Here is a 23622-nt window from a genome sequence, read left to right on the forward strand (position 1 = left end):
CTAGCGTTGAACGACTACAGGCTAATGGTTTGATTATAAGGGAAAGTTAATGAAAATTCGGTTAACGCTCGTTGCGATGACCCTGCTGATGGCTCAACAGGCGCAGGCAACTTCACTACCGCAGGCCGCGGCGCTGGCAAACGGCACCACGGCTGCGTCGGCCAGCACGGCTTATGACGCGCTTGAAAATCAGATTTCGCAGGCGACGATCAATGCGCTGAAAGGCAACGCGCCGTCGCTCAAACGCGAACAGTTAGAGAAAACCAAACAGACGGATACGCAAGCCGACCGCGCATGGTTGAAAGCGAGCGCTTACGATTTCCAGACCAAAGCCAATCAGCAAGCCGGTATTGCGCTGTTATCTGGCTTTAGTTCGCTGCCAGATTCCGTATTGAAAGCCAATTTGCAAACCGTTACCGAGATCAATCTCAACGCTTCGCAGGCCACCCGTCAAAAAGCGCTGACCGATGCCGAAGGGCAAAATTACCTCTACTTTCTTGCCGACGCGCTCGGACCGCGTCTTGGTAAAGCCTTCCTGACTGCCTATGATAAAGGCGAAATCGGCAAGGCCGCCGCGCTTATCAAGGCCAGCGAAGTCAGCACCAGCGCGGCTAAAAAGCACTTTAACTATGACCGTCCGTTTCTGATTAAAGGCAACACTATTCATCTGGTGCCAGATGACGCGGTAGTGAAAGACAACCAGCCGTATACCGCTGACGGCGGCTCTTTCCCGAGTGGCCACACCAATGCCGGTTACACCGATGCCCTGCTGCTGGCGCAAATGCTTCCCGAACGTTATGACGCGCTGGTTGAACGCGGCGCGCGTTACGGTTATTCACGCATCGTGCTTGGCGTGCATTATCCGCTCGATATTATGGGCTCGCGCATGCTTACCCAGCGCAACGTTGCGAATTATCTAAACGATCCGCGTTATCAGGCGCTGTTTAAGGAAGCCAGCGATCAGCTGCGCACCGCGTTGGAAAAAGAGTGCGGCACTTCGCTTGTCGAATGTTCTAAAACTGACGCCAAAGACGATCCTTATCGTTCGGCAGATATGAAGCAATTCTACCGCTTCTCAATGAGTTATAACCTGCCGAAGTATTCCGAAAAAGCGACGCGCGTTTCCGTTCCGCAAGGTGCCGAAGTGCTGTTGCAGACTGCGTTACCTAATTTGTCGGCCGCGCAGCGCCGTCAGTTGATGATTAATAGCGCCTTGCCGGCCGGTTATCCGCTCTCGGGTTCAACCCCGGAACAGGCATTCTGGCAGCGCCTCGATCTCCCCGCCGCGTTCGCAATGGCGAAGCATAAAAGCTGAATACGCTTTTAAATCGTGCTTATACGTGACTAGACTGCACCCCAAAAGTTGGATACACGACTGAGTAAGGTGCAGTTCTGTGATATTACATTACCGGTCGATGGTAGGCCGGATAACGCTCCTACTTTACTTTAAAGAGAGCACTAACAAAGGCTATATTTAAGTTAAAGATACAAACATATTCCTTTTGTCCCCCAGAAGTTACTTTATTAATCGCCTTGATGCTTTTGAGAAGATAACGCTTTTTTTCAGCAAATGTAGTTTCGATAAACGGTGCGCCACATATATCATCAATGTTTTTAAGATCAACATATTTCAATACTTCTAATGGGCTTTTAGGCAAGGCATAGGCCATAGCTATGTTTAGACCTTCCTGGAAAAACGTTGTATCCAAAAATGGCTTTTTATTTAATATCGGGTAAAGGGTTATCCAGCGTGTCTTACCCTTAGAAATGTATTTCAACACTCGATCATAATCCACGTCTGATAAATTCTTGCCGTCGTTATCTTTTGAAGCTGCAATGACTTTATCAAACAAAGCTTGTTCTGTGGATTTAGAGTTGTTTAATGAGCAGGATGAAAAAAACAGTATAAATATAAATACAATAAAAATTTTCATTTCACGATTAACTCCTTGTCAGCACTCTCTGCAATTTTTCTTTTAACATCTAATGATGCGAAGATGTATCCATTTTAATTTGTTAAAATAAAAACCTCATATACAGTTAAGTATATAAATCTACTGGAGCAGCCCCCAGAATAATTGATGTACATCAAGAAAAAGTCGTCTGTAATTATTAAAGATTAATAAAAGCAATTTTGTTGATGAGGTATTTAGGGTAAATCTTGAGGCCACGATGACTTTCTTTATATTAATAAAAAGCATTAATTAAGCGTCAAACGCGACAACAGGCTATAGTCGATATCTAAACAAACACGTTATGGAGATCAGCTTTTATGGTAGATATCGTTAACGATCCGACAATTCCGGCCGCGCCTATCTTGCACTTGCTGTGCGGGAAAATAGCCTCCGGAAAATCCACTTTGGCGGCGCAGTTAGCGACGCAGGCGGGGACGATTATTATCAGCGAAGATCGTTGGTTGTCGCAGCTTTATAGTGACGAAATGCATTCGGTCGCTGACTATGCGCGCTGTGCCGAAAAACTCAAAAATGCCATGAAACCGCATCTGATTACGCTGTTGACGGCGGGGATTTCCATCGTGCTGGATTTTCCAGCCAATACGCTGGCGAGTCGGGAATGGATGATGAGTATTATTACGGCCACGGGTGCCGATAATCGCCTGCATTATTTAAACGTCGCGGATGAAGTCTGCAAAGCGCGTTTGCACACCAGAAATGAGGCGGGTGAGCATGATTTTTCGGCCACCGATGAGCAGTTTGCTGTCATCTCGCGTTACTTTGTCGAGCCGCAAGAGGCCGAAGGTTTTACGTTAGTTGTACACGAATAAGCCGAACGCGCCGATAAGCGCATCATCCTGATAGAATTTTTTTATCTCAATAACCCTTATTAAGAGGTAAAAAAATTCTTAGCGTTTTGCTTTATAACCCGCCATCCGTTCTCAATATTCCGCCTTTTAAATCTATTAAATATCTTTTCTTTCAATAAGGTGCCGCGACTTAGCCTTTTACGCTATTTGCCAGGCCATTTAGTGAATAATCTTACCTTTCCTCTTTTTCATTAGCCCTTTAGCCTAGGTTCGACGATAAACCTTACGCGGCGCCACCCTTCACAAAATCAGCGCGCCATGCTTATACTGTATAAATAACCAGTATAACATGGAGGCCTATTATGATTCTTTCACGCCCGGCGATTTCGCCTATTAAGCTTACGATTCCTCTTTTTCAAGATAGAGTGCCTGCGGGCTTTCCCAGCCCTGCGCAGGACTATATTGAAAAAGATATAGATTTAAACAGATTGTGCATTTCTCATCCCGCAGCAACCTATTTTGTGATGGCGACGGGGCTATCAATGATAGATGCCGGTATTTACGAAGGTTCGATGCTGGTGGTCGATCGCAGCCTTCAGCCCAAACACGGCGATATTATTATTGCCTCGATAGCCGGCGAATACACCGTTAAACGTCTCTGCACCCATCCCATAGTTAAGCTCGAATCAATGAATCCCAACTTTCCTCCCATACTCCTTCACGACGGCGGCGACGAACTCGAAATTTTCGGCGTGGTGACTTTCAGCATTAACGGTTTTCAATAATGTTCGCGCTTGCTGACGTAAATTCATTTTATGCCAGCTGCGAAACTGTCTTCAGGCCGGATTTGAAAGGGCGTCCGGTGGTAGTTCTCTCGAACAACGACGGTTGCGTCATTGCGCGTAGCAAAGAAGCCAAGCAGCTCGGCATTCCAATGGGGGCGCCGTTCTTTAAAATACGCCGCGAATGTGAACAGAAAAATGTGGTGATTTTTAGCAGCAATTACGCGCTGTACGCCAATATGTCGCATCGTGTCATGACCATACTTGAGGACATTTCGCCCGCCGTCGAGATCTATTCTATTGATGAAGCCTTTCTGAATTTGACCGGCGTCAGTAACTGTCAGAATCTCGAAGATTTTGGCCGCGAAGTAAAAGAAAAGGTCTATAAATGGACTGGCCTAACGATGGGGGTCGGGATTGGTCCGACCAAGACGCTGGCCAAGCTGGCTAACCACGCGGCGAAAAAGTGGACTAAGGCGGAAGGTGTCGTCGACATCTCGTTGTTGGCTCGTCAACGAAAACTAATGGCGCTGGTGAACGTGCAGGATGTGTGGGGCGTAGGTCGCAGAATAGGAAAACGGCTTGAGGCGATGGGAATTACCACCGCGCTCCAGCTCGCCGATGCGCCTACCGAGCTTATCCGCAAACATTTTAGCGTCGTGCTTGAACGCACGGTGCGCGAACTGCGTGGCGAGCCCTGTCTGGAAATGGAAGAAATGGCGCCGACCAAGCAGCAGATTGTTTGCTCGCGATCGTTTGGCGATCGCGTTTCTCAATACCAGCTGATGCGTGAAGCCATCTGTTCACACGCCTCTCGAGCGGCTGTAAAGCTGCGCAAAGAGCATCAATATTGTCGCCATATTTCCGCCTTCGTTAAAACAAGCCCCTTTACACCCGGTGAAGTTTACTACGGTAATACGGCTTCAACGCGCGTCGAAACACCGACTCAGGATACGCGAGACATTATTGCCGCCGCGACAAAATGCCTGGACGCCGTCTGGCAGGAAGGGCATCGGTTTCAAAAATGCGGCGTGATGCTCGGCGACTTTTACAGTCAGGGCGTGGCTCAACTCACTCTTTTTAATGAGAATCCGCCGCGCGCCAACAGTGAAAAACTTATGGCCGCGCTCGACAAAATACACAGCGACAGCGACGCCCGCGTCTGGTTTGCCGGACAGGGCATAGAAAAATCCTGGGAAATGAAGCGCGAGATGTTGTCACCGGCTTATACCACACGTTTTAAAGATTTAATGAAAGTGAAGCTTTAAGCTGTTTCTCTCTGTTTTCTAAAGTAAAGAAACGGAGAAGGCGATAAACAGGGGCGCCAGCAGAGACAGCACAAAGCCGCTGATAATGGCGTGTTTGATATATTCCTCGTGACAGTTTTGTTTAATAAACGGCAGCGCTAAATCAAGCGCTGCCGCTCCAGATATGCCAATCGCGCTTTGTGGCTGCCTTTTACCCAGAAAATAGAGAAAAATAATGCTAAACATCTCTCTGAAAAAATCGGTCATAAAGGCCATTGCGCCCATTTCGGGTGAGACCAATGATTTTACCATCGGACCAGACAGTGAAAACCAGCCAAAACCGCTCGCGACGACCATTGATTCGACGAAAGAATAGGGTCTTACTTGCGCAAAAATCAGCACGGCAATAAGCGTTCCGGCGAGGGTCAGCGCAGGTAAGGCGAGAAGCCGTCGATTAATGCTCGAAAGTTTAAAATTCACCAAATCCATGCCGACCAGAAAAATAAGCAGGTATAGCAAATAGTGACTCGAAATATGGCTCGCTGCCAATTTAGTATGGATGTAGGGATAAACCAGTAAACCCAAGCAAAACGAACCGCCTGCTTTAGCGCAGCCATAAAATGGCGCAAAGAAGCTGGCAAAACCTTTGCCTCTCTCTACGACGCTGTTTCGTTTTATAAGCAATAAAAAAGTAATGAGAGAAATTAAACCAGAGAGCAGCAGTGCGTTTATTACAATATCTACACTGGTCTCTTTATTAATAAATACTTGACCAAACTCCACGCCCATGACAAATAACAGCAGCATAACGATTCCTGACAAGCAGGAAAGGCAGGCCTGACGATAAGAGGCTTTTATCCTATTGCCGAAAAAGTAACCCAGAGATAATAAAAAGATTACCGCAAATACGGAAAGCAATGACTCCTTCATTTTTGTCTCTTTATTAATTTAACATTAAAAATAACTTATTATATTGGCGGCGGGAGAGGGTGTTATTATTATAATTGACGACTCATTGAGTCAATCAATATCGGCTTTTATTTTCTTGCATTACCTACGGTTATATTTCATGACAATAAAATTGTTAATTAATATATGACAAAATTATAAACGTGCGTGCATGCTTTCGGTTAATTACAAACACGATATAAATGATTACCTCTTATCATGTTCAACAGCATCCCATAAGGTGGGACAAAGTTGGACAGGTACCCGCCCTTAACTCCCTGTTTTTAATGTGGGAAAGGGCAACGTTTCGTAAGATTTGCTGCATTTACTTAGTATTTGCTATTGCGTATGATTCTCATTCTTTTTATCAGCTTTCGTCGTGGATCATTCTGGCGGGGGCCGTTTAATCCTTGATGGAGTCAAGAATGAAATCTTTGTTCAGCGCACGTAAAGCCGCGGTCGCGGTTGCCGTTATCGCCACTTTTGGTCTGACTGCCTGTCAGGCGCCGGCAAAAAATGCCGCCGCTTCCCATGCTTCTACCGCGACGACGGTTGCGCCAAAACCTGTTAACACTCAGGTTACCCAGCGCGTATTAGGCGATGGCCTGTACGAGATGGCATATCTCTCTGAATCAAAAGCGCTTTATGTTGCCAGCGCGCAGTCATTTAAAGACGTTAACGGCGGCATGCTGTATCGCCTTGATCCAACAACGTTAAAAACCACCGCCGAAACGCATACCGATCTTAAAAACTTCGCGATGGCTGCAGACTCTGACGGTAGCGTGTTCTACACCACCAACTCGCTGGACGGCGGCATCTCAAAAGTTGACGCCAAAACCGGTAAAGTATTGCAGCACCTGAACTTTAATGAGAAAGCAAAAGATGGCGACCCGATTCCGGCGCGCGAAATCTTCCTGCATAACGGCCTGTTGTACATCGGCGGCGTGAGCGATAACGGCATGATCTGGGTGGTCGATGCCAAAACCATGAAGCTGAAAAAACGTATCGCCAACGCGGGCAAATGGGTAACCGGGATTATTTACTCCTCCGCGACCGATAAAATTTATGCTGCAAACGGCGGCGGCGAAATCCTGGTTATCAATCCGCACACCTATAAAATTGCCAAGCGCCTGACGCCAGCTGACGGCAAAGCCTATCTGTTCCTGAACATGGCAGAAGATCCGGCAACCGGCCGCCTATTCGTGACCGACGATTCCAAAGCCAAAACTACGCTGGTATTTGACGAGCGCAGCGGCAAAGTTATCAAACGTATCGAAGGCGATGCGCTGGGCATTAAATTTAACCCGACCCGCAACGAAATTTACATCAGCCAGCGCGAATCGAAAAAAGTGTTGCAGCTTGATGCCACCACTTATGCCGTGAAAAACAGCTGGTCCTTCGAGACACATCCAAACAGCCTGCTGGTATCTCCAGACGGCCAGACGCTGTACGTTTCTCTGAAACAGGATTTCAACAAAGATAGCAGCACCAAAGGTCCAGACAGCGTAGCGCGTATTGCTCTGAAATAACCTTTTCGAGGCGGTTAATTCCGCCTTTTTAGCAGGGGACAGGGAGACGTCCCCTGACGTATTCGGAAAGTCTGACATTCATCTCCCTTTCGTTATCAGTTATATTGTTACGTAGGTCACAAACCATTAGTTGCAAAACATTCGATAGGAAGACGTTGTCCATGATTAATCGTTATACGTTGGTTGCCTTTACGGCAGCACTCGCGCTGACCGGATGCGCAAAAATTACCGCTGCCACCTCGGCTGCCGGTTCCGCTGCTCATGCAGCTTTGGTGCCTTCTCAACCCGATGCTCCCGATTTTTCAAGCGGTCCAACCGCGATAACTGTCACCCACATTCGCACGTTGGCTGACGACGGCGCGCCTATTTATGTCACCGTTGACGGTACCGACGCCGGTATTCTTGCCGCCGGACAAACCGTGGTTCTGCATCTGCCTGCGGCCAAACACAAGATTGGCGGCTATGCGCGTTCACTGATTGGTCGCGTCACCATTGCGCCAGTTGAAGTGACTTCAACCACCAATACCGTTCAGCACGTCAATTACTCTGTGACCAACGCCGCGCCTGCGTTTAAAAAACGTCCAGCGACGCCGGTAGTGACCGTTTCAAACGATCCTGAGCCAGCGCCTGCCGCCAAGCCAGCGACCCCTGCTGCGCCAGCGACGACGACACCTGCGACGACAGCGCCAGCCACGGCGACCCCAGCAGCGACCACGCCAGCGACGACCACAACGACACCCGCCGCGACCAGCACGGTGCCTTCAGCCCCAACCACTATCACCACCCCGGCGACGTCTTCCGCGACTTCGACGACAACCACGACACCAAGTACGACATCAAGTACTACAGCCACGACGCCGAGTACCACGACGACAACTCCAGCTACAACCACAACGACCACTCCAGCGACGACCACGACGCCGAGTACAACAACCACGACACCAGCGACAACGACGACGCCGAGCGAGTAAAACGCGACGTGTGCAACAAATAGTGAAACGGATGCTGCATCTCGAAAGGCTTGCTGCTATACTGTATATAATTACAGTATAGAGAGGTGCGTCATGGCTGTTGAAACAAAATTTGTTGTCGTCAGAAAAGGTGAAGAGAAAATGACATTTGCCAGCAAGAAAGAAGCAGACGCCTACGACAAAATGCTCGACATGGCAGAAGCTTTCACCGACTGGCTGTTAGAAAGCAAGCTTCAGCTAGACGAAGAGCAGGCCGAAAATATGGCGCTGTTCCTTGCCGAGCAAAAAGACGCGGTCCAGCATATTCTGCGTACCAGCAAGGTGCCCGATGCCACCAGCCTTGCAGCTAGCGTAGACAAAGCAAGTGCTGCTGAGAAGCCTGCTAAAGCAGACGCCAAAAATGTCGATGTTGAAGATGCCGAAGCCGAAGAAAGCGGTAAAAAAATCCGCGCCGTAAAAGCTGCGTGATGTAACGGTCGTTGACGTCAAAAAACCCGCCTTTCTCCACGAAATGGCGGGTTTTTTATTATCGTTTTTAAGATACAAATTCTTGATAGCCTAACTCTAAATAATTATAAAAATAATCTGCAATTTTTATTTATTAACTTTGCGCCACCTCAAATATAACTTTTTCTTATGGCTGGCTTAAGGATTAATAAACTAATAAAACGTTGCAGTTATCTCTAGATGATGTATGCAATAAAGAGCGTAAACAATGGGCTACCTTATGCCTAAAGTGGAAAATTAAATTAAGAGTTTGTGTTTTGTTATCCACTGATTAATTGACATAAAATTTACAATACTTTAATTAAACTTAGAACTAATCCTATTAAAATAAATAATTCAGGATTGATTCCACTTTAAACCTAATAATACTCGGTAACCGACTATATTTATGTGTTACAAGAGGTAGGTATTGATGAATTCATCTTTGCTATAAAGCACGGCTATTGAATCAAAAGGGGCGGCATATGTTGAGAATGTTGATTAAAAGAAAGAAGGCCAGAACGCACACGGAAGATCGCCGCCTGGCGCTGGTGCTGGCGACGACCGCCGGTACACTTAACGCGATGGCGCTGGGCGCTTTCGGTTTTTTTCCGTCGCATATGACGGGCAATACTTCACAGCTTTCATCTGAGGTTTCCAATACCGATTTTAGCGATATCCTTTTTCTTTCTTCGATCATTTTAGCCTTCGTGGTGGGGTCGGTCACTTCGCGGCTACTGGCAATTAGCGGTACCAAGAATAATATTCGAACTATTTTTAGCCTTATTCTCTTGATGGAAGGGATGCTGCTGGTCGGAACATCAGTGTTTGAAATAATGTTTTTCTCGCATAAAAATAATCAGGAGATCATTATTTTTCTCGCCTTCCTGATGGGCGTACATAATTCAACCTCGACGCAATTATCGAATGGCCGCGTGCGTTCAACACATATAACCGGCACGTTAACCGACATTGGTATCGCCTTCGGTTCTGTCGTCGCCACCATTTTCAGACGCGACCCTTCAAAACAGATTAAGGCCCAACGTAGTCAGTTGGTCACCCATTTAGTGACTTTGATTTCATTTATGCTGGGCGGCATCGCCGGACTCTTGCTGTATAAACAGTTTGGTTTTAATTCGATGGCCGCTGTCGGGATATTCCTGGTGCTGGTGGCAATCAGCTCAATTACCGTGACTATTTTGGTCGCCAAGAAAAGGCTGCTGAAGCCGCACTATTTGCTGTAATTAATCCCCCTTTCTAGCATGCAAAAAAGCCGGTAATGAAAATTATCGGCTTTTTTTAGACGCTTAGACATTAGAGGCTTAGACAAGAGGGGAAACTGTCAGGCGACAGCATCTCTTGGCTGCTCAATCAGATGATTGGCATACAGGCTAGCGACCCATTTCACCCCTTTCGAAGTAAAACGCGCCTGCGAGAAGGCGTGCAGGTTTTCACCCACGCCTGCCCGCAGCGTAAAGTAGCCCGCCTGCATATAATGCTGATGTGGCGTCAACACGCCGCTGGCGCGGTACATGATGTTGCGCTCAAGCAAAAACTGACGGAAGTCAGGCTCTTTAACCTTCAGCATTTTGCACAGCTGGCGAAAGCCCATTGAGTCTTCAACCTGCACAAAACGGTCAAAGAATTCGGCCTTTGGGCTGGAGAGCGCTAACTGCTGCTCGGCTGCCTGACGCTGCTCGAACTGCTCGGCCCATGCGCGCGCCGCCGCCGCCGGATTGGTAAAATCGGGCAGGTGCGCCGTTTTTTCACGCTCTTGCCAGTTATCCAGCAGTTCGGCAGTAAAGCCCGGCGAAAGGCGAGCGACGGCCAGCAACGAGTCTCGTTTGTTCAGCCAGTATTCCTGACGCATCTCTCCATCACGCTCATAATGGCTAACCGTGATCGGCTGCGAAAGGCGCTGTGCCGTTTCCAGACTTTTAATCAAACGTTTAACTTCACCGTGAGAAATACCAATCATACGGGCAATCTCGCGGCTGCTCATCGTGACTGACTGATTCAGAGAATTCAGGTGTTCTGTCGAAATCATCATAGGCCTCACCACTTACGGACTTTATCGATACCCTAGCAGGCAGTAGAAATATTATACAACTACCTGTTCAAATATCCAGTACTTTTTTTAATCGATTCTATAACAGTAACGACTAAAAAGAGGCGAGGCGAAGAGGAAAACGGCGCGCGTTTAACCCTTTGAATCTGCGAATTTATTCGACCTTTCCACGAAACACCCAAAACGACCAGCTGTTATAAATCAGCGTAAGTGGCATGACAATAGCAATGCCAGTGAGGATAAAAGACTGGGTCGCGGGCGAGGCGGAAGCCTGTTGCAGCGTGATAACGTTCGGGATCAGCCACGGATAAATCGCGGCAACCACCACGCCGAGCAGGCAGGTCATCAGCAGCAGCGCGGCAATCAGCGGCAGTATCAAACGCTGGCTAAACAGCAGCAGCGCGACGACAAAACACAGCGCCAGACTCGCCAGCAGTAAAATTTTGCCGCCCGCATACTGCCACGCCATGGCGGGATAAGCCGGATGCAGACAGCCCAAGGCGACGAAAGCGGCGATCGTCAGGCCCAAAAATAGCAGCGCGAGACGGCTGGCGCGCTGGCCTATGTTGCCTCTTAAGCGCCAACGCACCCAACCACAGCCTAATAATAGATAACTTGCGACCACCGCGACGCCGCAAAGTAGGGGGAAAGGGGCAATCCACGCGAGAGGTCCGCTGGGCAGCAGGCCGTCTATCACTACGCCCGCCATGATTCCCTGAAAAAAAGCGGCCAGCAGCGACGAAAGGATAAATACCACATCCTGCATCAAGCGAAAGCGCGACGAAGCATGGCTGCGATATTGCAACGCGACGGCGCGGCCAAACAGTGCCAGCAGCATAATAAAGAGGGGAAGATAAAGTCCTGTAAACATGAGGCTGTAAGCCGCCGGAAACAGCGCCAGCAGGCCACCGGCAAACAGCACCAGCCAGGTTTCGTTGGCGTCCCACACGGGCAAAATCGAGGCAACCAGGCGCCGTCGATCGTCCTGATCGGTAAAGAGGGCAAACAGCATGCCGACGCCCAAATCTGCGCCGTCCAGCAAGATGTACATCAGCAGCGAAAATATCACCACGGCGGCGCAAAGATTGACGACATCGAAGCTCATGACGCCTCCCCCTGTTTGTAAGGCTGCGGCGAGTTAACGTAATGCAGGAAATAAGCCATCCCCGAGATAAAAGCCACCAGATAAATCAGCAGGATGCTGATAAACGAGGCGATAACCCACGAAGAGGGCAGCGCCGAGAAGCTGTGTTCGGTGCGCAGCAGGCCCCAAACGGTCCACGGCTGGCGACCCGTTTCCGTCACCACCCAACCCGCCAGCATGGCAAAAAATCCTGCGGGCGTTAGCAGCACCAGAAATTTGAGTAATAAAGGTGAGTCGAACAGCCGCCGCCGAAATCTGAGGATTGCCGCGCAAAGGCTGGCCGCCAGCATCAGTAATCCTAAACCGACCATCATCCGAAACGCATAAAACACCGTCGCCACGTGGGGGATATCCTGCGCAGGAAATTCGCTGAGGCTCTTAATATGGCTGTGTAAATCGTGGCGCAGATAAAGTGACGCGATTTCAGGGATCGCTATCTGCGCCCGATTGCGCTGCGCCTGTTGGTCTGGGATCGCAAACAGCCGCAGCGGTTCACCTTCACCCGGCGGCGGCTGATGCCAGCTTCCTTCCATCGCCGCCACTTTTTGCGGTTGATATTGCAAGGTATTTTCGCCGTGCAGGTCACCTATCACGATTTGCAGCGGCATAAGAAACAGCAGCAGCCAGAGCGAAAAAGAGAGCATGTTTTTGGCGCTCGCCGGTTGCAAACCCTTTATCAAGCGCCACGCGCCGACGCCCGCCACCAAGCTGGCCGTGGCAATCAGCGCGGCCAGCACCATGTGCATAAAGCGCCACGGAAACGACGGCGCCTGAAGAATCGTCAGCCAGCTTTGCGGATGAAAATTGCCCGCCGCATCGCGGATAAAACCGGTAGGCGTGTGCATCCACGAATTGGCGGCCAAAATCCAGAATGCGCTAATCAGCGCGCCAATCGCCACCATGCAGGTGACAAAAAAGTGCAGTTTCGGGCCGATGCGATCCATACCCAGAATCATCACCCCCGTCAGCGCCGACTCCAGAAAAAACGCCACTAGCACTTCATAAAACATCAGCGGGCCAAGCACGCCGCCGGTTTGTCTGGCAAAAGGCCCCCAATTGGTGCCGAACTGAAACTCCATGACCACGCCCGACACGGCACCTACCGCCACTGAAAGCGCAAACAGCTTGAGCCAAAAACGATAGGTTTCAAGAACGTGGCGATCTTTACGCCACAGCCACAGTGCTTCCAGAAACACCAGAAACGGCGACATTCCCAGCGCAAACGCCGCCAGAATAATGTGTAACCCCATCGTAGTGGCAAACTGCCCGCGCGAAAGCAGCAGCGTCAGGTCGGCATCGAGCATTTTATCTAAATTCCTGTCCCTTTGGTTTGTACGGTTATCGAAAGCATTTAGAAACAAGCATAGCTGCTGATTCGCTTTCTGAAACAAACAATCATCTACCGGAAAGCCGCCTTTCAGCATAAAGTTGATTTAACGACTACACTTGTTTATTCATTAATATTTAAGGTAAACAATAGGTTATATGTAACCGGGAGAAGTAGAAATGAAACACAACGACATACTTTCAAATCCGGCGAAAAATAAAGGCACGGCTTTTAACCAGCAGGAACGCAAAAAATATCAGCTTGAAGGGATGATTCCCGGCGCAGAAGAGAACCTCGAGCGGCAGATTTCCCGCGTGCTCGAACATCTGGCGGCCAAACCTGACGAGCTGGAACAGTTTATCTATCTGCAAGAGTTGAGCGATCGTAACCAGACGCTGTTCTATGCCGTAATGATGCGCGACCCGGCCCGATTTATGCCGATAATCTACGATCCGACCATCGCCAAAGCGTGCCTGACCTATGGGCAAATATTCCGCCAGCCGCAGGGCATGTATCTGAATAAAAACATGAAAGGGCGGATGAAGGAGGTGTTGTCGCACTGGCCCGAAAAAGTACGCTTTATCTGTATCTCCTCCGGTGGACGTATTCTCGGCCTTGGCGATATTGGCCTTAACGGCGCGCCCATCCCGATAGGCAAGCTACAACTTTATACCGCCTGCGCCGCGATTCCTCCGCAGGCTTTACTGCCGATCCATTTTGATCTCGGCACGACCAACGAGGCGTTGCGCGCCGATGCGCACTATCTTGGCCTGCGCGAAGCTCCTCCAGATGAGAGTGAAATCGATGCGCTGATGGACGAATTTATGCGCGCCGCCAATGAAGTGTTTCCGGGCGTTTGCGTGCATTTTGAGGACTGGAAAGGCAGCGACGCCATTCGCCTGCTTGAACGTTATCGTGAGCAGTATTGCGTATTCAACGATGACATTCAGGGCACCGCGAGCGTCACGCTGGCCGGTTTGTTAACCGCGCTGAAAATCAAGGGTGAAAAATTGGTCGACCAGCGTATTTTGTTCGCCGGTGCAGGTTCGGCGGGCACAGGAATTGCGCAGATGCTGGTGCAGGCGATGCAGCACGAGGGGTTGGACGAAGAGGGCGCGCGTGCGCAAATTACGCTTTTTGATGTCAACGGCGTAATCAGCGAGCAAAGGGATGATTTAAATCAGGCGCAGCAGCCTTTTGCGAAACAGCTTTCGCCAAAAGACGATTTTCAGAAAATTGTAGAGCAGGTGCAGCCGACCATTCTGATTGGCGTCAGCACGGTGGGCGGAATGTTTAGCGAGCACGTGGTCAAAACGATATATAAACAGTGCCAACGGCCGATTATTTTCCCACTGTCGAACCCGACTGACTGCGCCGAAGCCACGCCGGAACAGCTTTATCAGTGGACCGACGGCAACGCGCTGGTGGCGTGCGGCGTGCAGTTTGACGACGTGACGCTTGACGATAAAACCTTCCATCCTGGTCAGGCCAATAATGTCTACATTTTTCCGGCGCTGGCCTTGGCGGTTTACGCAACGCGGCCTGAACGCATCACCGATGAGATGTTTATCGCCGCCGCGCACGGCTGTGCCGATCAGGTTAGCGCAGGTCAGCGCGAGCAAAGCATGCTCTATCCGCCGCAAAAAAATATTCTCGAGGTAGAAATCACCACGGCAGTGCGCATTGCCGAGCATATTTTTTCTCATGATGCGGCCACGGTAAAACGTCCAAAAGATTTACGGGCGTGGATCGAAAGCCTGCTTTATCGCCCCGAATATGCTGATTCAGAAAAGTAGCCGTTAAAAAGTGGCCGTATTCTATCAACCATAATCTGAAAGATTAATGAGCTCGGCTCATAAGCCCTTTCAGGACGAGATAGGCCACATCTGCTGAAAATCAGGCTATGGTTATAGGGTCCACCATTCTAATAATTCCAAAATTCTGCCTTCCTTAATCACAACTCGGGTAACTATCCACCGAATCGACCTATGTCGGGAGTTTGAACATGAAAACGATCGGATTTGCTGCTTACGATACTGAAACGCCTTTGGCCCCTTTCGAATTCGAAAGACGTGGCCTGCGTGCAAATGATGTCGCGATGGAAATTTTGTACTGTGGCGTTTGCCACTCTGACCTGCATACCGCCCGCAATGACTGGGGATGGAGCTACTATCCGATAGTGCCGGGCCACGAAATTGTGGGCCGCGTAACGCAGGTTGGCGCGTCGGTTTCCAAATTTAAAGTCGGCGATAGCGTGGCCGTGGGCTGTATGGTCGACAGCTGCCAAGAGTGCGATCAGTGTAAAAAAGGCGAAGAGCAGCTGTGCCGCGAAGGCATGACCGGCACTTATGCAGGCTATGATCGCGTGACCAAAGAGCCGACGCAGGGCGGTTATTCCAAGCATTTAGTGGTGCGCGAAGAGTTCTGTCTAAGCGTTTCCGACCAGCTGGATCTCGCCAAAGCCGCGCCGTTACTCTGCGCCGGTATTACCACCTGGTCGCCGCTGAAAACCTGGAACGTGGGCGAAGGCAGCCGCGTAGGCGTAATTGGTTTGGGCGGGTTGGGCCACATGGCGGTCAAACTGGCGGTCGGGCTGGGCGCAGACGTGACGGTTATCAGCCGCACCAAAGATAAAGAAGCCGACGCGCTGGCGCTGGGTGCAAATCGTCTGCTGGCGTCGAGCGACAACGACGCCATGGGTCAGGCTGCCAATCATTTTGATTTGATCATCGATACCGTGCCGGTAAAACACGATTTGATGCCTTATCTGGCGCTGCTTGACGTCGACGCGACGCTGGTATTGGTCGGACAGGTCGGACCGCTTGAAGAGCTGAGCACCGTGCCGCTGTTAATGGGGCGTCGTCGCGTGGCGGGTTCACCTATCGGCGGAATTAAAGAAACGCAGGAGATGCTGGATTTCTGTGCCGAGCACAATATTTTGCCTGACTGTGAAATGATCCGCATGGATGAAATCAATGAGGCTTTCGAACGAATGGAAAAAGCCGACGTACGTTATCGTTTCGTGATTGATATGGCTTCGCTAGAAGCCCCGGCGACAGCCTGATTTTCATAGAAACCTGACTTTCATATAGTAATAAGCCCGCGAAATAGCGGGCTTTTTTATTTACTAGTAGGATTTAGTAGGATTACTGATTAGCGTGAACCAAACTTGTCCTGCGATTTGTTTTTCAAATCAGTGGCTTTGTCGGCGATTTTATCCGTCATGCCCTCATCTTTCGATTGATCCATTCTCTCTTTGTCATACTGATCGCTTTCCAGCCGATCTTTATCCACCGTACTGCGATCGAAATCAGGATCCGTTGTGCGTGGCGCGCCGCCCGCAGGAGAAATATTATCCAGCTCTCTGGCAAACTCGGTGTCTGTATGAATCCGCGTGGTATCGTCTTCGTCATCCAGCACGCTGCCGCGATCTGCCGCGCCTTCCCTAAAACTGTTCGGCGAGGTGCGGTCGATATCAACCTCTTGATGACGTACAGAATCTTTAACGGTTTCAACGCGATCGGTCACGTCTTTGCGCACCACAACCTCTTCTTTAATGTGCGCAGTTTTGTTAATCACCGGCTGCTCGTGAGACTCGGCAATTTCGACGGTTTTTTCTGACCAATCAATGCTATTTGACGCGCCTGGCTCATTGACGGCACGACGGAAAATGTCGGCGTGCTGTTCCTGAAGCGAGATATCTTCCGACACCTGATCGGTCACGGTGTATCGACGAACGCGGGTTGAACCTTCACTGACCAGACGCTTTCCGACCTCAAGACGTTCCTCGGCCAGACGCAGCACGTCGGCTTCACTTTCATCGCCAGTTAACGAAGCGCGAAGGGGAACCGTTTTATTGTCAGGGTAACTGTCATCATGATGAGGATTATCAACGGTATAGGAGTCCTGAACGGGCTCAAGTGCATCGAGCTCTTTCTTGTCTTCGGTCAGCGGACGCGAATCAGAAATCGCCGGCGAGGTAATATCGGCATTACCGTACTGGTTGTCGGCGACATCCGCCGCACCGAATTCTTTATCTGTACTGCTAAATTCTTTATCCGTTGAGCCAAACGGCTTATCTGTACCGCCAAATTCTTTATCGGCAGCGCCGTACTGCGTGTCGGCAGGAGAATCGGTGGTCAGATTGCCAAATCCGCGATTCGGCATATCGACGGTATCATGGGCATCAAGAATACCGAGCGCGCGCGGCAGCTCCTCTTCTTTGGCTTTTAGCGTCAGCACAACGCCGCCGGATTTCATGGCGTCTTCATAAACGGCGGCCTGAGATTCATCCACAGTATCGCCAAATAGCCGCTGCCAAAGCCCGGGATGACGCGCTTCATGGCCTTCCGAACGCAGGCGTTCGCCCGAGATAATGTCTATGTCACTTTCCGAAAACCCGGCTTTGCTCAGGTTACGTTTTGCGCCCTCGGCCTGCGCCACAGTATTGAACATCGTTACAATCTTTTCGTGTGCCATGATTCAATCCTCGTAATAAGTGTCGACTATGTTTCGTCTTCCTTTTTATCCACATTGACCTGTTGCTTACGCAGCGTGACCACGTCTTCATAGGGAACCTGCTCGGATATCTTGCGAATATGCAGTTCTTCCCTAAGCACCAGTCTGCGGATAACTTCGATTTCCTCTTCAACTACCGGCACAATCAGTACGCCATTTTCTTCTCGGATTTCAGGCATTTCCTCAATTCGCTGGCCTTTCGCCACGTGAACCACTTCAACCCGTTCGCGGTTAAGGAGTAGATTAATCGCCTCGTCGTGTTCAACCGTTGAACGCGTCACACGCACACGACCATCGCTAACCTGCTCCCGCGTCACCGATAACTCTTCTTCAGCAAGTTCGATCACGATTTCATGAGGATCTTGCTGCGGATCGTTGGGTGGAATTGAATTCATGTTCGTCTCGTCGTGGTTATCAAATGAAAGGCGGAATGAATTAAACGAAAATGCTCTAATAAAGCAAACCGATAGAGAAACTGACTGCGTTAATTAGAAAGTCTAGCATACCCCCAGTATTTAGGCGGTCAGGGTCGTAAGGCGGCTAATTATGAAAGGCGTTATATTTGTCAGTAATTGATAACGCTAGAAAAAATATGCGCTTAATATTATTCCTAAAATGCAATATGCCGCTGAATCGTTGATCCTCTTTCAGATTCCTTTATAGTTAGAGCACTTTTCCCCGTTTAATGAAACTCAATGAATAACGATATAAACCTCTCGGCCCAGGCGGAGCAGGATAATGAAGGGCGCGTGCTCGACGTGCTGAAATCGCCGCGATTAATGACCCGCGAATGCCTGGCCGGTGTGGTGACCGCGCTGGCGCTTATCCCCGAGGTGATTTCGTTTTCGGTAATCGCCGGTGTCGATCCGAAAGTCAGCCTGTTTGCTTCGATTGTGCTCTGTTTTACCCTGTCGATTCTGGGGGGGCGTCCGGCCATGGTGACGGCGGCGGCGGGTTCGGTCGCGCTGGTCATTGGTCCGATGGTACACGCGCACGGCGTTGAATATATTTTACCGGCGGTGGTGCTGGGCGGCGTGGTGCAGATTATTTTTGGTCTGACCGGACTGTCGCGCATGATGCGTTATATTCCGCGCTCCGTGATGATTGGCTTCGTCAACGCGCTCGGCATTTTGATTTTCTTCGCGCAGGTGCCTCACGTTTGGGGGCAGTCGTCGCTGGTGTGGGTGATGTTTGCCGTCACCTTGCTCATCGTGCTGTTGCTGCCAAAAGTGCTGAAAAGCGTGCCTTCGCCCCTGATTGCCATCATTGTGGTAACCGGCGTCGCGCTATTTATGGGCTACAGAATGCCGAACGTCGGCGATGAAGGCCCGATGTCGCCAGGCCTGCCGGGTCTGACCCAACTGCTGGTGCCGCTTAGCTGGCAAACCCTGCAAATCGTTTGGCCGACCGCGCTGAGCATCGCGTTTGTAGGTTTGATGGAGTCGCTGCTGACCGCCAAGCTGGTGGATGATATTACCGACACGCCCTCTAGCAAGCGCCGCGAATCGTGGGGCTTGGGCATCGCCAATATTTTTGCCGGCTTTTACGGCGGGATTGCGGGCTGCGCGATGATTGGTCAGACCATCGTTAACGTTGAGCTGGGCAAGGCGCGCAGCCGTGTATCAACCGTCGCGGCGGCGCTGGTGTTGCTGTTGCTGGTTACCGGCCTGAGCAAAGTGCTGGCGCAAATTCCGATGGTGGTGCTGGCGGGTATCATGATGGTGGTCGCCGTTAAAACCGTTAACTGGCATAGCCTGCAACCGGCAACGCTGAAACGCATGCCGTGGTCTGAAACGCTGGTGATGGTGCTGACGGTGGCGATTACTGTCTGGACCAGCAATCTGGCGCTGGGCGTGCTGGCGGGCGTGATTGTCGCAATGATGCTGTTTGCACGTCGCATCGCCCACGTGATTCACGCCGAACGCGCGCTGAGCGAAATGGGTGACAGCGTGCGTTATACCGTGCGCGGCCCGCTATTTTTTGCCAGCAGCAACGATTTGTTCGAACATTTTGATTACCCGCACGATCCTAAACAGGTCATTATCGACCTAACGCACGCGCAGATTTGGGATGCCTCAACGGTCGCCGCGTTAGACGGCATCGTTTATCGCTATCAGCGTTACGGTTGTGAGGTAAAGATTGAAGGATTAGACCTGCGTAGCAGCGATTTCCATAACCGTCTTACCGGCAATTTGGGCTAACAAGTCGTCGCCGGAAAGGTAATAATGATAAAAAATAAACCCCGCGCTCTTGATAGAAACGCGGGTTTTTTTTTGGCCAACCGGGTAAACAATAAAACCACGACGAAAAAATTAGTCGCGGATTGGAGCGTCTTCCGAGGTTAACTCGCTGGTTTTATTGCTCGAATAGATAAAGTACAGCGCGATACCCAAGCAAACCACCGCGCCAAGACGGGTCATCGAGAAGTGAATCGCCTGATTGCCCAACCAGCCGAAGTTATCGATCAACATGCTCATCGCCAGCTGACCGAAGATTACTGCAACCGTTGCAACCGCCGCGCCGATGCGTTGTACCGCCAGCACCATAATCACGATATAAGGCACGCCGCACAGCGCACCCAGCAGCTGCCATTTCGGTACATCAAGCAGCGTGACCGCGTGTTTCGGTTCGAAAAAGAAGATCAACAGTGCGGTAACCAGAGCGCCAAGCGAAAATGTTAAAAAAGCACAGCGGAACACACCCACCTTACTGCCGAGCTGTCCGTTAATCGCCGCCTGAATACTCAGAAAAGCACCGCCAACCACCGCCAGCGCAATCATAAAAACAGTCATCAAAATAGTCATAATAATTCCTTACCCTCTCGCCACAAGAATCAGCGCGGCAATGATAAACACCAAAGCGATAATGCGTTTATTATCGATTTTGCGATGCGCGGTGCCGAATAGCCCGTAATGATCGATAACCAGACTTTTGAATACCTGTCCGGCCAAAATACCGATCATGGTCATCGCGATGCCGATTGCTGGTACGGCGATAGTTAAAATCACCACGTAAACCGGACCTAAAATACCGCCCAGTAATTGCCAGCCCGGCTGCGCAAAGAAGGAAGGGCTGTTACGAGGGCTGAAAAACAGCATCAGTAGAAAAGTCAGCCCTGCGCCGACGCCGAAAATACTGAAGGTTGCCCATAAATCACCGACTTCACTGCCTAAAGGTCCTAATAACCCTGCTTCAACGGATAATCCCATCCCGCCTGCAACGACGAGTAATATAAATAACAGCTGCATAAAACAGTCTCCAAATAGTTTAGGGGCGCATCATATAGCAGTCGGGGATGATGAAAAACGGTATAATCTAGGAAACACTTTTGCGGGAATCGAGATAATGCATGATGCCAACGCGATAAATTTTCGCGCCTTGCTGTTTTTTATCGGCGTTTTCGATGCGCAAAGCTTTTCCGTGGTCGCGCGTCGTGAGGGCGTGTCGGCCTCGATGATTTCACGGGTCATTTTGCAGCTTGAGGATACGCTCGGCCAGCAGCTGTTCTATCGTAATACTCGCGCCGTAATCCCTACCGAAGCCGGAAGGCTGTTTGTTGAATATGCGCGCACGATGACCGAACAGCTGAGCGAGGCGCGCAAGCAGTTGCAAGACCGCTCGCTGGAACCCGCTGGTTTAGTGCGTATCAACGCGCCGGTATTCTTCGGCCAGCGACATATTGCGCCGTGGCTGACGGGGCTTTCTGTCCGTTATCCAAAGCTGTTGATTGAATTGACACAAACCGACGACTATATCGACCCGCACCGCGACGCCTCCGACGTGCTGTTTCGTATCGGCACGCTAACCGACTCTTCATTTCATGCGCGAATTTTTGGCGATCAGCATTATCATTTAGTGGCCTCGCCGAGCTATGTGAAAACGCACGGCGCGCCAACTACGCCTGCTGATATCGCGCACCATCGCTGTCTGGTGTATAGCGGTTCGTCGGGGCCAAATCGCTGGTTATTCAGAAAGTCCGATGCGGGTTGGACCCACTATCCGATTGCCGCGCTGCTGACCTCCAATAATGCCGAATCGCTGCTGACCGCCGCGCTGGGCGGCATGGGCATGGTGTTATTCCCCGATTGGCTTATCGGCGACAGTATAAAAAAGGGTGAGTTAGTCAGAGTAATGACCGATTTCGAGGGGGCCATCAAGACCGAACCGCAGCACATCGCCGCCATTTACCCCAACGCCCGCCACCCGCCGCTCAACGTCCGCGCCGTCATCGACTACTTCGTCGAAGTCTACGGCTCACCCATGTACTGGCAGTTTGAATAATTAATTACTCGTTATCGGGCGTGCCTGCTTATCGAATGTTTGTATTCAACCTTTCGAATGAAAACGTTTTTAAACGGTGACGGCTTTCCAGCCTTTAATGCTACGTTTCACTCTTTAGGGCCAACTCTAGCGCCTGATAGATTTTTGGATCCGCCGATTGCGAAACGTTAAAGCGCATAAAATGGGTGGCGTTGCCGGACTGGCTGAAGGTGTTTCCGGGCGCTAATACCACGCCATGCTGCATGCAGACACGCGCGACGGCGGCAGCATCCGCGCCTGTAGGCAGTTTGCACCAGAGAAACATGCCTGCCTGAGGAATATGCCAAGGTGTAATTCCCAGCTTCGCGAGTTTTCTCATCGTTTCTTTCATCGCCTCTGCCAATTTTCTCTTTAATGCCTCCATGTGGCGGCGATACCCGCTGTCCGTCAGAATGGCCAGCATGATTTCGGCGGCTAACTGTCCGTTGCTAAAGCTGGTGGCAATGCGTAAATCGGCGAGGGTATAAACCCAATCTGCCCGCGCCGCGATATAGCCGCAGCGCAAAGAAGCAGAAACGGTTTTCGAAAAGCTACCGATATGAATCACGCGTGATAGGCCGTCAAAAGAGGATAACCTTGGTGCGGGCTGGCTTTCGAAATCGGCGAAAATATCATCCTCGACAATAACTAAATCGGAGGCTTCGGCCATTTTCAGCAGTTGATGGGCCGTCACGGGTGAAAGGGTCGCGCCAGTCGGATTATGAATACCCGAATTGGTGATATAAAGACGCGGCGAATGCGTCTTGATTGCCAATTCGAAAGCGGCCAAATCGGGGCCGTTTGGCAGATAAGGCACGCCAATAATATTGACCCGATGAGCTCTGAGCAGCGCGTGAAAGTTAAAGTAACAAGGGTCATCGACCAATACCGTGTCGCCGGGTTGCAGCAGAAAACGGCAAATCAGGTCGATGGCGTGCGTACCGGAATCGGTAAGCATAATTTGCTCCGGCTGCGCCTCGATCCCCGCCTGCGCCAGTCGTCGCAGCAAAAATTGACGCAACCCCCAGTGTCCGTTCGGCGCAGCATAGTCGGTCAGCAGTGCCGTTTCGGCCCGCGCCACCTTACGTAGCGCGCGCCGCATGCCATCTTCATACATCCACGAAGTCGGCAGCCAGCCACAGCCGGGTTTTAATACCGAAGGGTCAGCCTCCAGCGATTGCCGCGAAATCCAAAGTGAGTCAATGTCACGTTCGGTTGAAGGGACAAGCTGCGCCAGATCCAGAGGCGCGACCGGACCCGTGACGAAAAAACCTGCACCGGGCCGTGAAATCAAGACGTTTTCGGCGGCCAATCTTTCGTAAGCTTCAACGACGGTCGAGATGGAAACCGCCGATATTTTTGCCTGCGCACGTACCGAGGGCAGGCGCGCGCCAGGCAGATAGGCACGCGCTGCAATCTGCACGCGTACTTGCTCCATTACGGTGGTGATTCGGGTCTGGCCGCGCGACATCGCTGCTCCTCGTTAACTATTCTGACTGTACTGCTTTTTCTAACAATACAGTTTCCACTAATTGTACC

General features: G+C 50.6%; 22 protein-coding genes. 12 read left to right on the top strand and 10 right to left on the bottom strand.

All coding sequences use genetic code 11. From position 1 onward, the window contains the following. Positions 1-49: 49 nt before the first annotated feature. The gene (locus SC206_RS15965) at positions 50-1315 is read left to right on the top strand and encodes a phosphatase PAP2 family protein (RefSeq protein ID WP_332738591.1); all 1266 of its coding nucleotides are present in this window, start codon (positions 50-52) and stop codon (positions 1313-1315) included. Positions 1316-1436: 121 nt separating this feature from the next. On the opposite strand, the gene SC206_RS15970 is transcribed toward SC206_RS15965, so the two are convergent. After that, positions 1437-1934: a hypothetical protein gene (locus SC206_RS15970; RefSeq protein ID WP_332738593.1), complete on the bottom strand. Its 498-nt coding sequence runs from the start codon at positions 1932-1934 to the stop codon at positions 1437-1439. A gap of 338 nt (positions 1935-2272) precedes the next feature. Between SC206_RS15970 and SC206_RS15975 the strand changes: the two genes are divergently transcribed. The 3 genes from SC206_RS15975 to umuC all read left to right on the top strand — a co-directional run bounded on the left by SC206_RS15975 (position 2273) and on the right by umuC (position 4814). Then, positions 2273-2785 carry an AAA family ATPase gene (locus SC206_RS15975; RefSeq protein WP_332738595.1) on the top strand — a complete coding sequence of 171 codons (513 nt, stop codon included), beginning with the start codon at positions 2273-2275 and terminating at the stop codon, positions 2783-2785. Between the two features lie 341 nt (positions 2786-3126). Continuing rightward, entirely contained in the window at positions 3127-3549 is a 423-nt protein-coding gene (gene umuD / locus SC206_RS15980) for a translesion error-prone DNA polymerase V autoproteolytic subunit (protein WP_332738597.1), read from the top strand. Beyond that, on the top strand, positions 3549-4814 hold the full coding sequence (umuC, locus tag SC206_RS15985; RefSeq protein WP_332738599.1) for a translesion error-prone DNA polymerase V subunit UmuC: 1266 nt from the start codon (positions 3549-3551) through the stop codon (positions 4812-4814). Before umuD ends, umuC begins: the two co-directional genes overlap by 1 nt. An 18-nt stretch (positions 4815-4832) precedes the next feature. Here the strand turns inward: umuC and SC206_RS15990 are convergent, their stop codons facing one another. Then, a complete protein-coding gene (locus SC206_RS15990; protein WP_332738601.1) occupies positions 4833-5600 on the bottom strand; it encodes a lysine exporter LysO family protein in 768 nt (255 codons plus the stop codon). Positions 5601-6166: 566 nt separating this feature from the next. Between SC206_RS15990 and SC206_RS15995 the strand changes: the two genes are divergently transcribed. The 4 genes from SC206_RS15995 (at position 6167) to SC206_RS16010 (ending at position 9971) form a co-directional block, all read left to right on the top strand. After that, positions 6167-7270 (top strand): YncE family protein, encoded by a 1104-nt coding sequence (locus tag SC206_RS15995; RefSeq protein WP_332738603.1) that lies wholly within the window; start codon positions 6167-6169, stop codon positions 7268-7270. A gap of 161 nt (positions 7271-7431) precedes the next feature. Next, entirely contained in the window at positions 7432-8241 is an 810-nt protein-coding gene (locus SC206_RS16000; RefSeq protein ID WP_332738605.1) for a hypothetical protein, read from the top strand. 93 nt (positions 8242-8334) lie between these two features. Further along, on the top strand, positions 8335-8709 hold the full coding sequence (locus tag SC206_RS16005; protein ID WP_332738607.1) for a YebG family protein: 375 nt from the start codon (positions 8335-8337) through the stop codon (positions 8707-8709). A 503-nt stretch (positions 8710-9212) separates the two neighbouring features. After that, positions 9213-9971, top strand: a complete 759-nt coding sequence (locus tag SC206_RS16010; RefSeq protein WP_332738609.1) for a YoaK family protein — start codon at positions 9213-9215, stop codon at positions 9969-9971. Between the two features lie 98 nt (positions 9972-10069). Here SC206_RS16010 and SC206_RS16015 read toward each other — a convergent pair whose 3' ends face one another. From SC206_RS16015 to SC206_RS16025, 3 genes are all read right to left on the bottom strand, one after another. Beyond that, positions 10070-10777 carry a phage antirepressor KilAC domain-containing protein gene (locus SC206_RS16015; RefSeq protein ID WP_332738611.1) on the bottom strand — a complete coding sequence of 236 codons (708 nt, stop codon included), beginning with the start codon at positions 10775-10777 and terminating at the stop codon, positions 10070-10072. Positions 10778-10949: 172 nt separating this feature from the next. Continuing rightward, the gene (locus tag SC206_RS16020; protein ID WP_332738612.1) at positions 10950-11900 is read right to left on the bottom strand and encodes a cytochrome d ubiquinol oxidase subunit II; all 951 of its coding nucleotides are present in this window, start codon (positions 11898-11900) and stop codon (positions 10950-10952) included. Next, complete coding sequence (locus SC206_RS16025) at positions 11897-13243, bottom strand: cytochrome ubiquinol oxidase subunit I (protein WP_332738614.1); 1347 nt, start codon at positions 13241-13243, stop codon at positions 11897-11899. Before SC206_RS16025 ends, SC206_RS16020 begins: the two co-directional genes overlap by 4 nt. 202 nt (positions 13244-13445) lie before the next feature. On the opposite strand from SC206_RS16025, the gene SC206_RS16030 reads away from it, so the two are divergent. After that, the gene (locus SC206_RS16030; RefSeq protein WP_332738616.1) at positions 13446-15062 is read left to right on the top strand and encodes an NAD-dependent malic enzyme; all 1617 of its coding nucleotides are present in this window, start codon (positions 13446-13448) and stop codon (positions 15060-15062) included. A 209-nt stretch (positions 15063-15271) separates the two neighbouring features. Further along, complete coding sequence (locus SC206_RS16035) at positions 15272-16330, top strand: NAD(P)-dependent alcohol dehydrogenase (RefSeq protein ID WP_332738618.1); 1059 nt, start codon at positions 15272-15274, stop codon at positions 16328-16330. An 89-nt stretch (positions 16331-16419) separates the two neighbouring features. On the opposite strand, the gene SC206_RS16040 is transcribed toward SC206_RS16035, so the two are convergent. Beyond that, positions 16420-17745, bottom strand: a complete 1326-nt coding sequence (locus SC206_RS16040) for a YsnF/AvaK domain-containing protein (RefSeq protein ID WP_332738620.1) — start codon at positions 17743-17745, stop codon at positions 16420-16422. Between the two features lie 26 nt (positions 17746-17771). Next, positions 17772-18179, bottom strand: a complete 408-nt coding sequence (locus SC206_RS16045) for a DUF2382 domain-containing protein (RefSeq protein WP_332738622.1) — start codon at positions 18177-18179, stop codon at positions 17772-17774. A gap of 300 nt (positions 18180-18479) precedes the next feature. Here SC206_RS16045 and SC206_RS16050 point away from each other — a divergent pair, with 300 nt between their 5' ends. Further along, positions 18480-19985 (top strand): SulP family inorganic anion transporter, encoded by a 1506-nt coding sequence (locus SC206_RS16050; protein ID WP_332738625.1) that lies wholly within the window; start codon positions 18480-18482, stop codon positions 19983-19985. A 111-nt stretch (positions 19986-20096) separates the two neighbouring features. Here the strand turns inward: SC206_RS16050 and SC206_RS16055 are convergent, their stop codons facing one another. Continuing rightward, the gene (locus SC206_RS16055; protein ID WP_332738770.1) at positions 20097-20576 is read right to left on the bottom strand and encodes a DMT family transporter; all 480 of its coding nucleotides are present in this window, start codon (positions 20574-20576) and stop codon (positions 20097-20099) included. Positions 20577-20597: 21 nt separating this feature from the next. Further along, positions 20598-21032, bottom strand: a complete 435-nt coding sequence (locus SC206_RS16060) for a DMT family transporter (protein ID WP_332738628.1) — start codon at positions 21030-21032, stop codon at positions 20598-20600. A 97-nt stretch (positions 21033-21129) separates the two neighbouring features. Here SC206_RS16060 and SC206_RS16065 point away from each other — a divergent pair, with 97 nt between their 5' ends. Next, positions 21130-22065 carry a LysR family transcriptional regulator gene (locus SC206_RS16065; RefSeq protein WP_332738630.1) on the top strand — a complete coding sequence of 312 codons (936 nt, stop codon included), beginning with the start codon at positions 21130-21132 and terminating at the stop codon, positions 22063-22065. 100 nt (positions 22066-22165) lie between these two features. On the opposite strand, the gene SC206_RS16070 is transcribed toward SC206_RS16065, so the two are convergent. Next, the gene (locus SC206_RS16070) at positions 22166-23554 is read right to left on the bottom strand and encodes an aminotransferase-like domain-containing protein (RefSeq protein WP_332738632.1); all 1389 of its coding nucleotides are present in this window, start codon (positions 23552-23554) and stop codon (positions 22166-22168) included. Between the last annotated feature and the right edge of the window lie 68 nt (positions 23555-23622).

Source organism: Rouxiella sp. T17 (assembly GCF_036663475.1).
In the GTDB taxonomy this organism is placed as follows: domain Bacteria; phylum Pseudomonadota; class Gammaproteobacteria; order Enterobacterales; family Enterobacteriaceae; genus Rouxiella.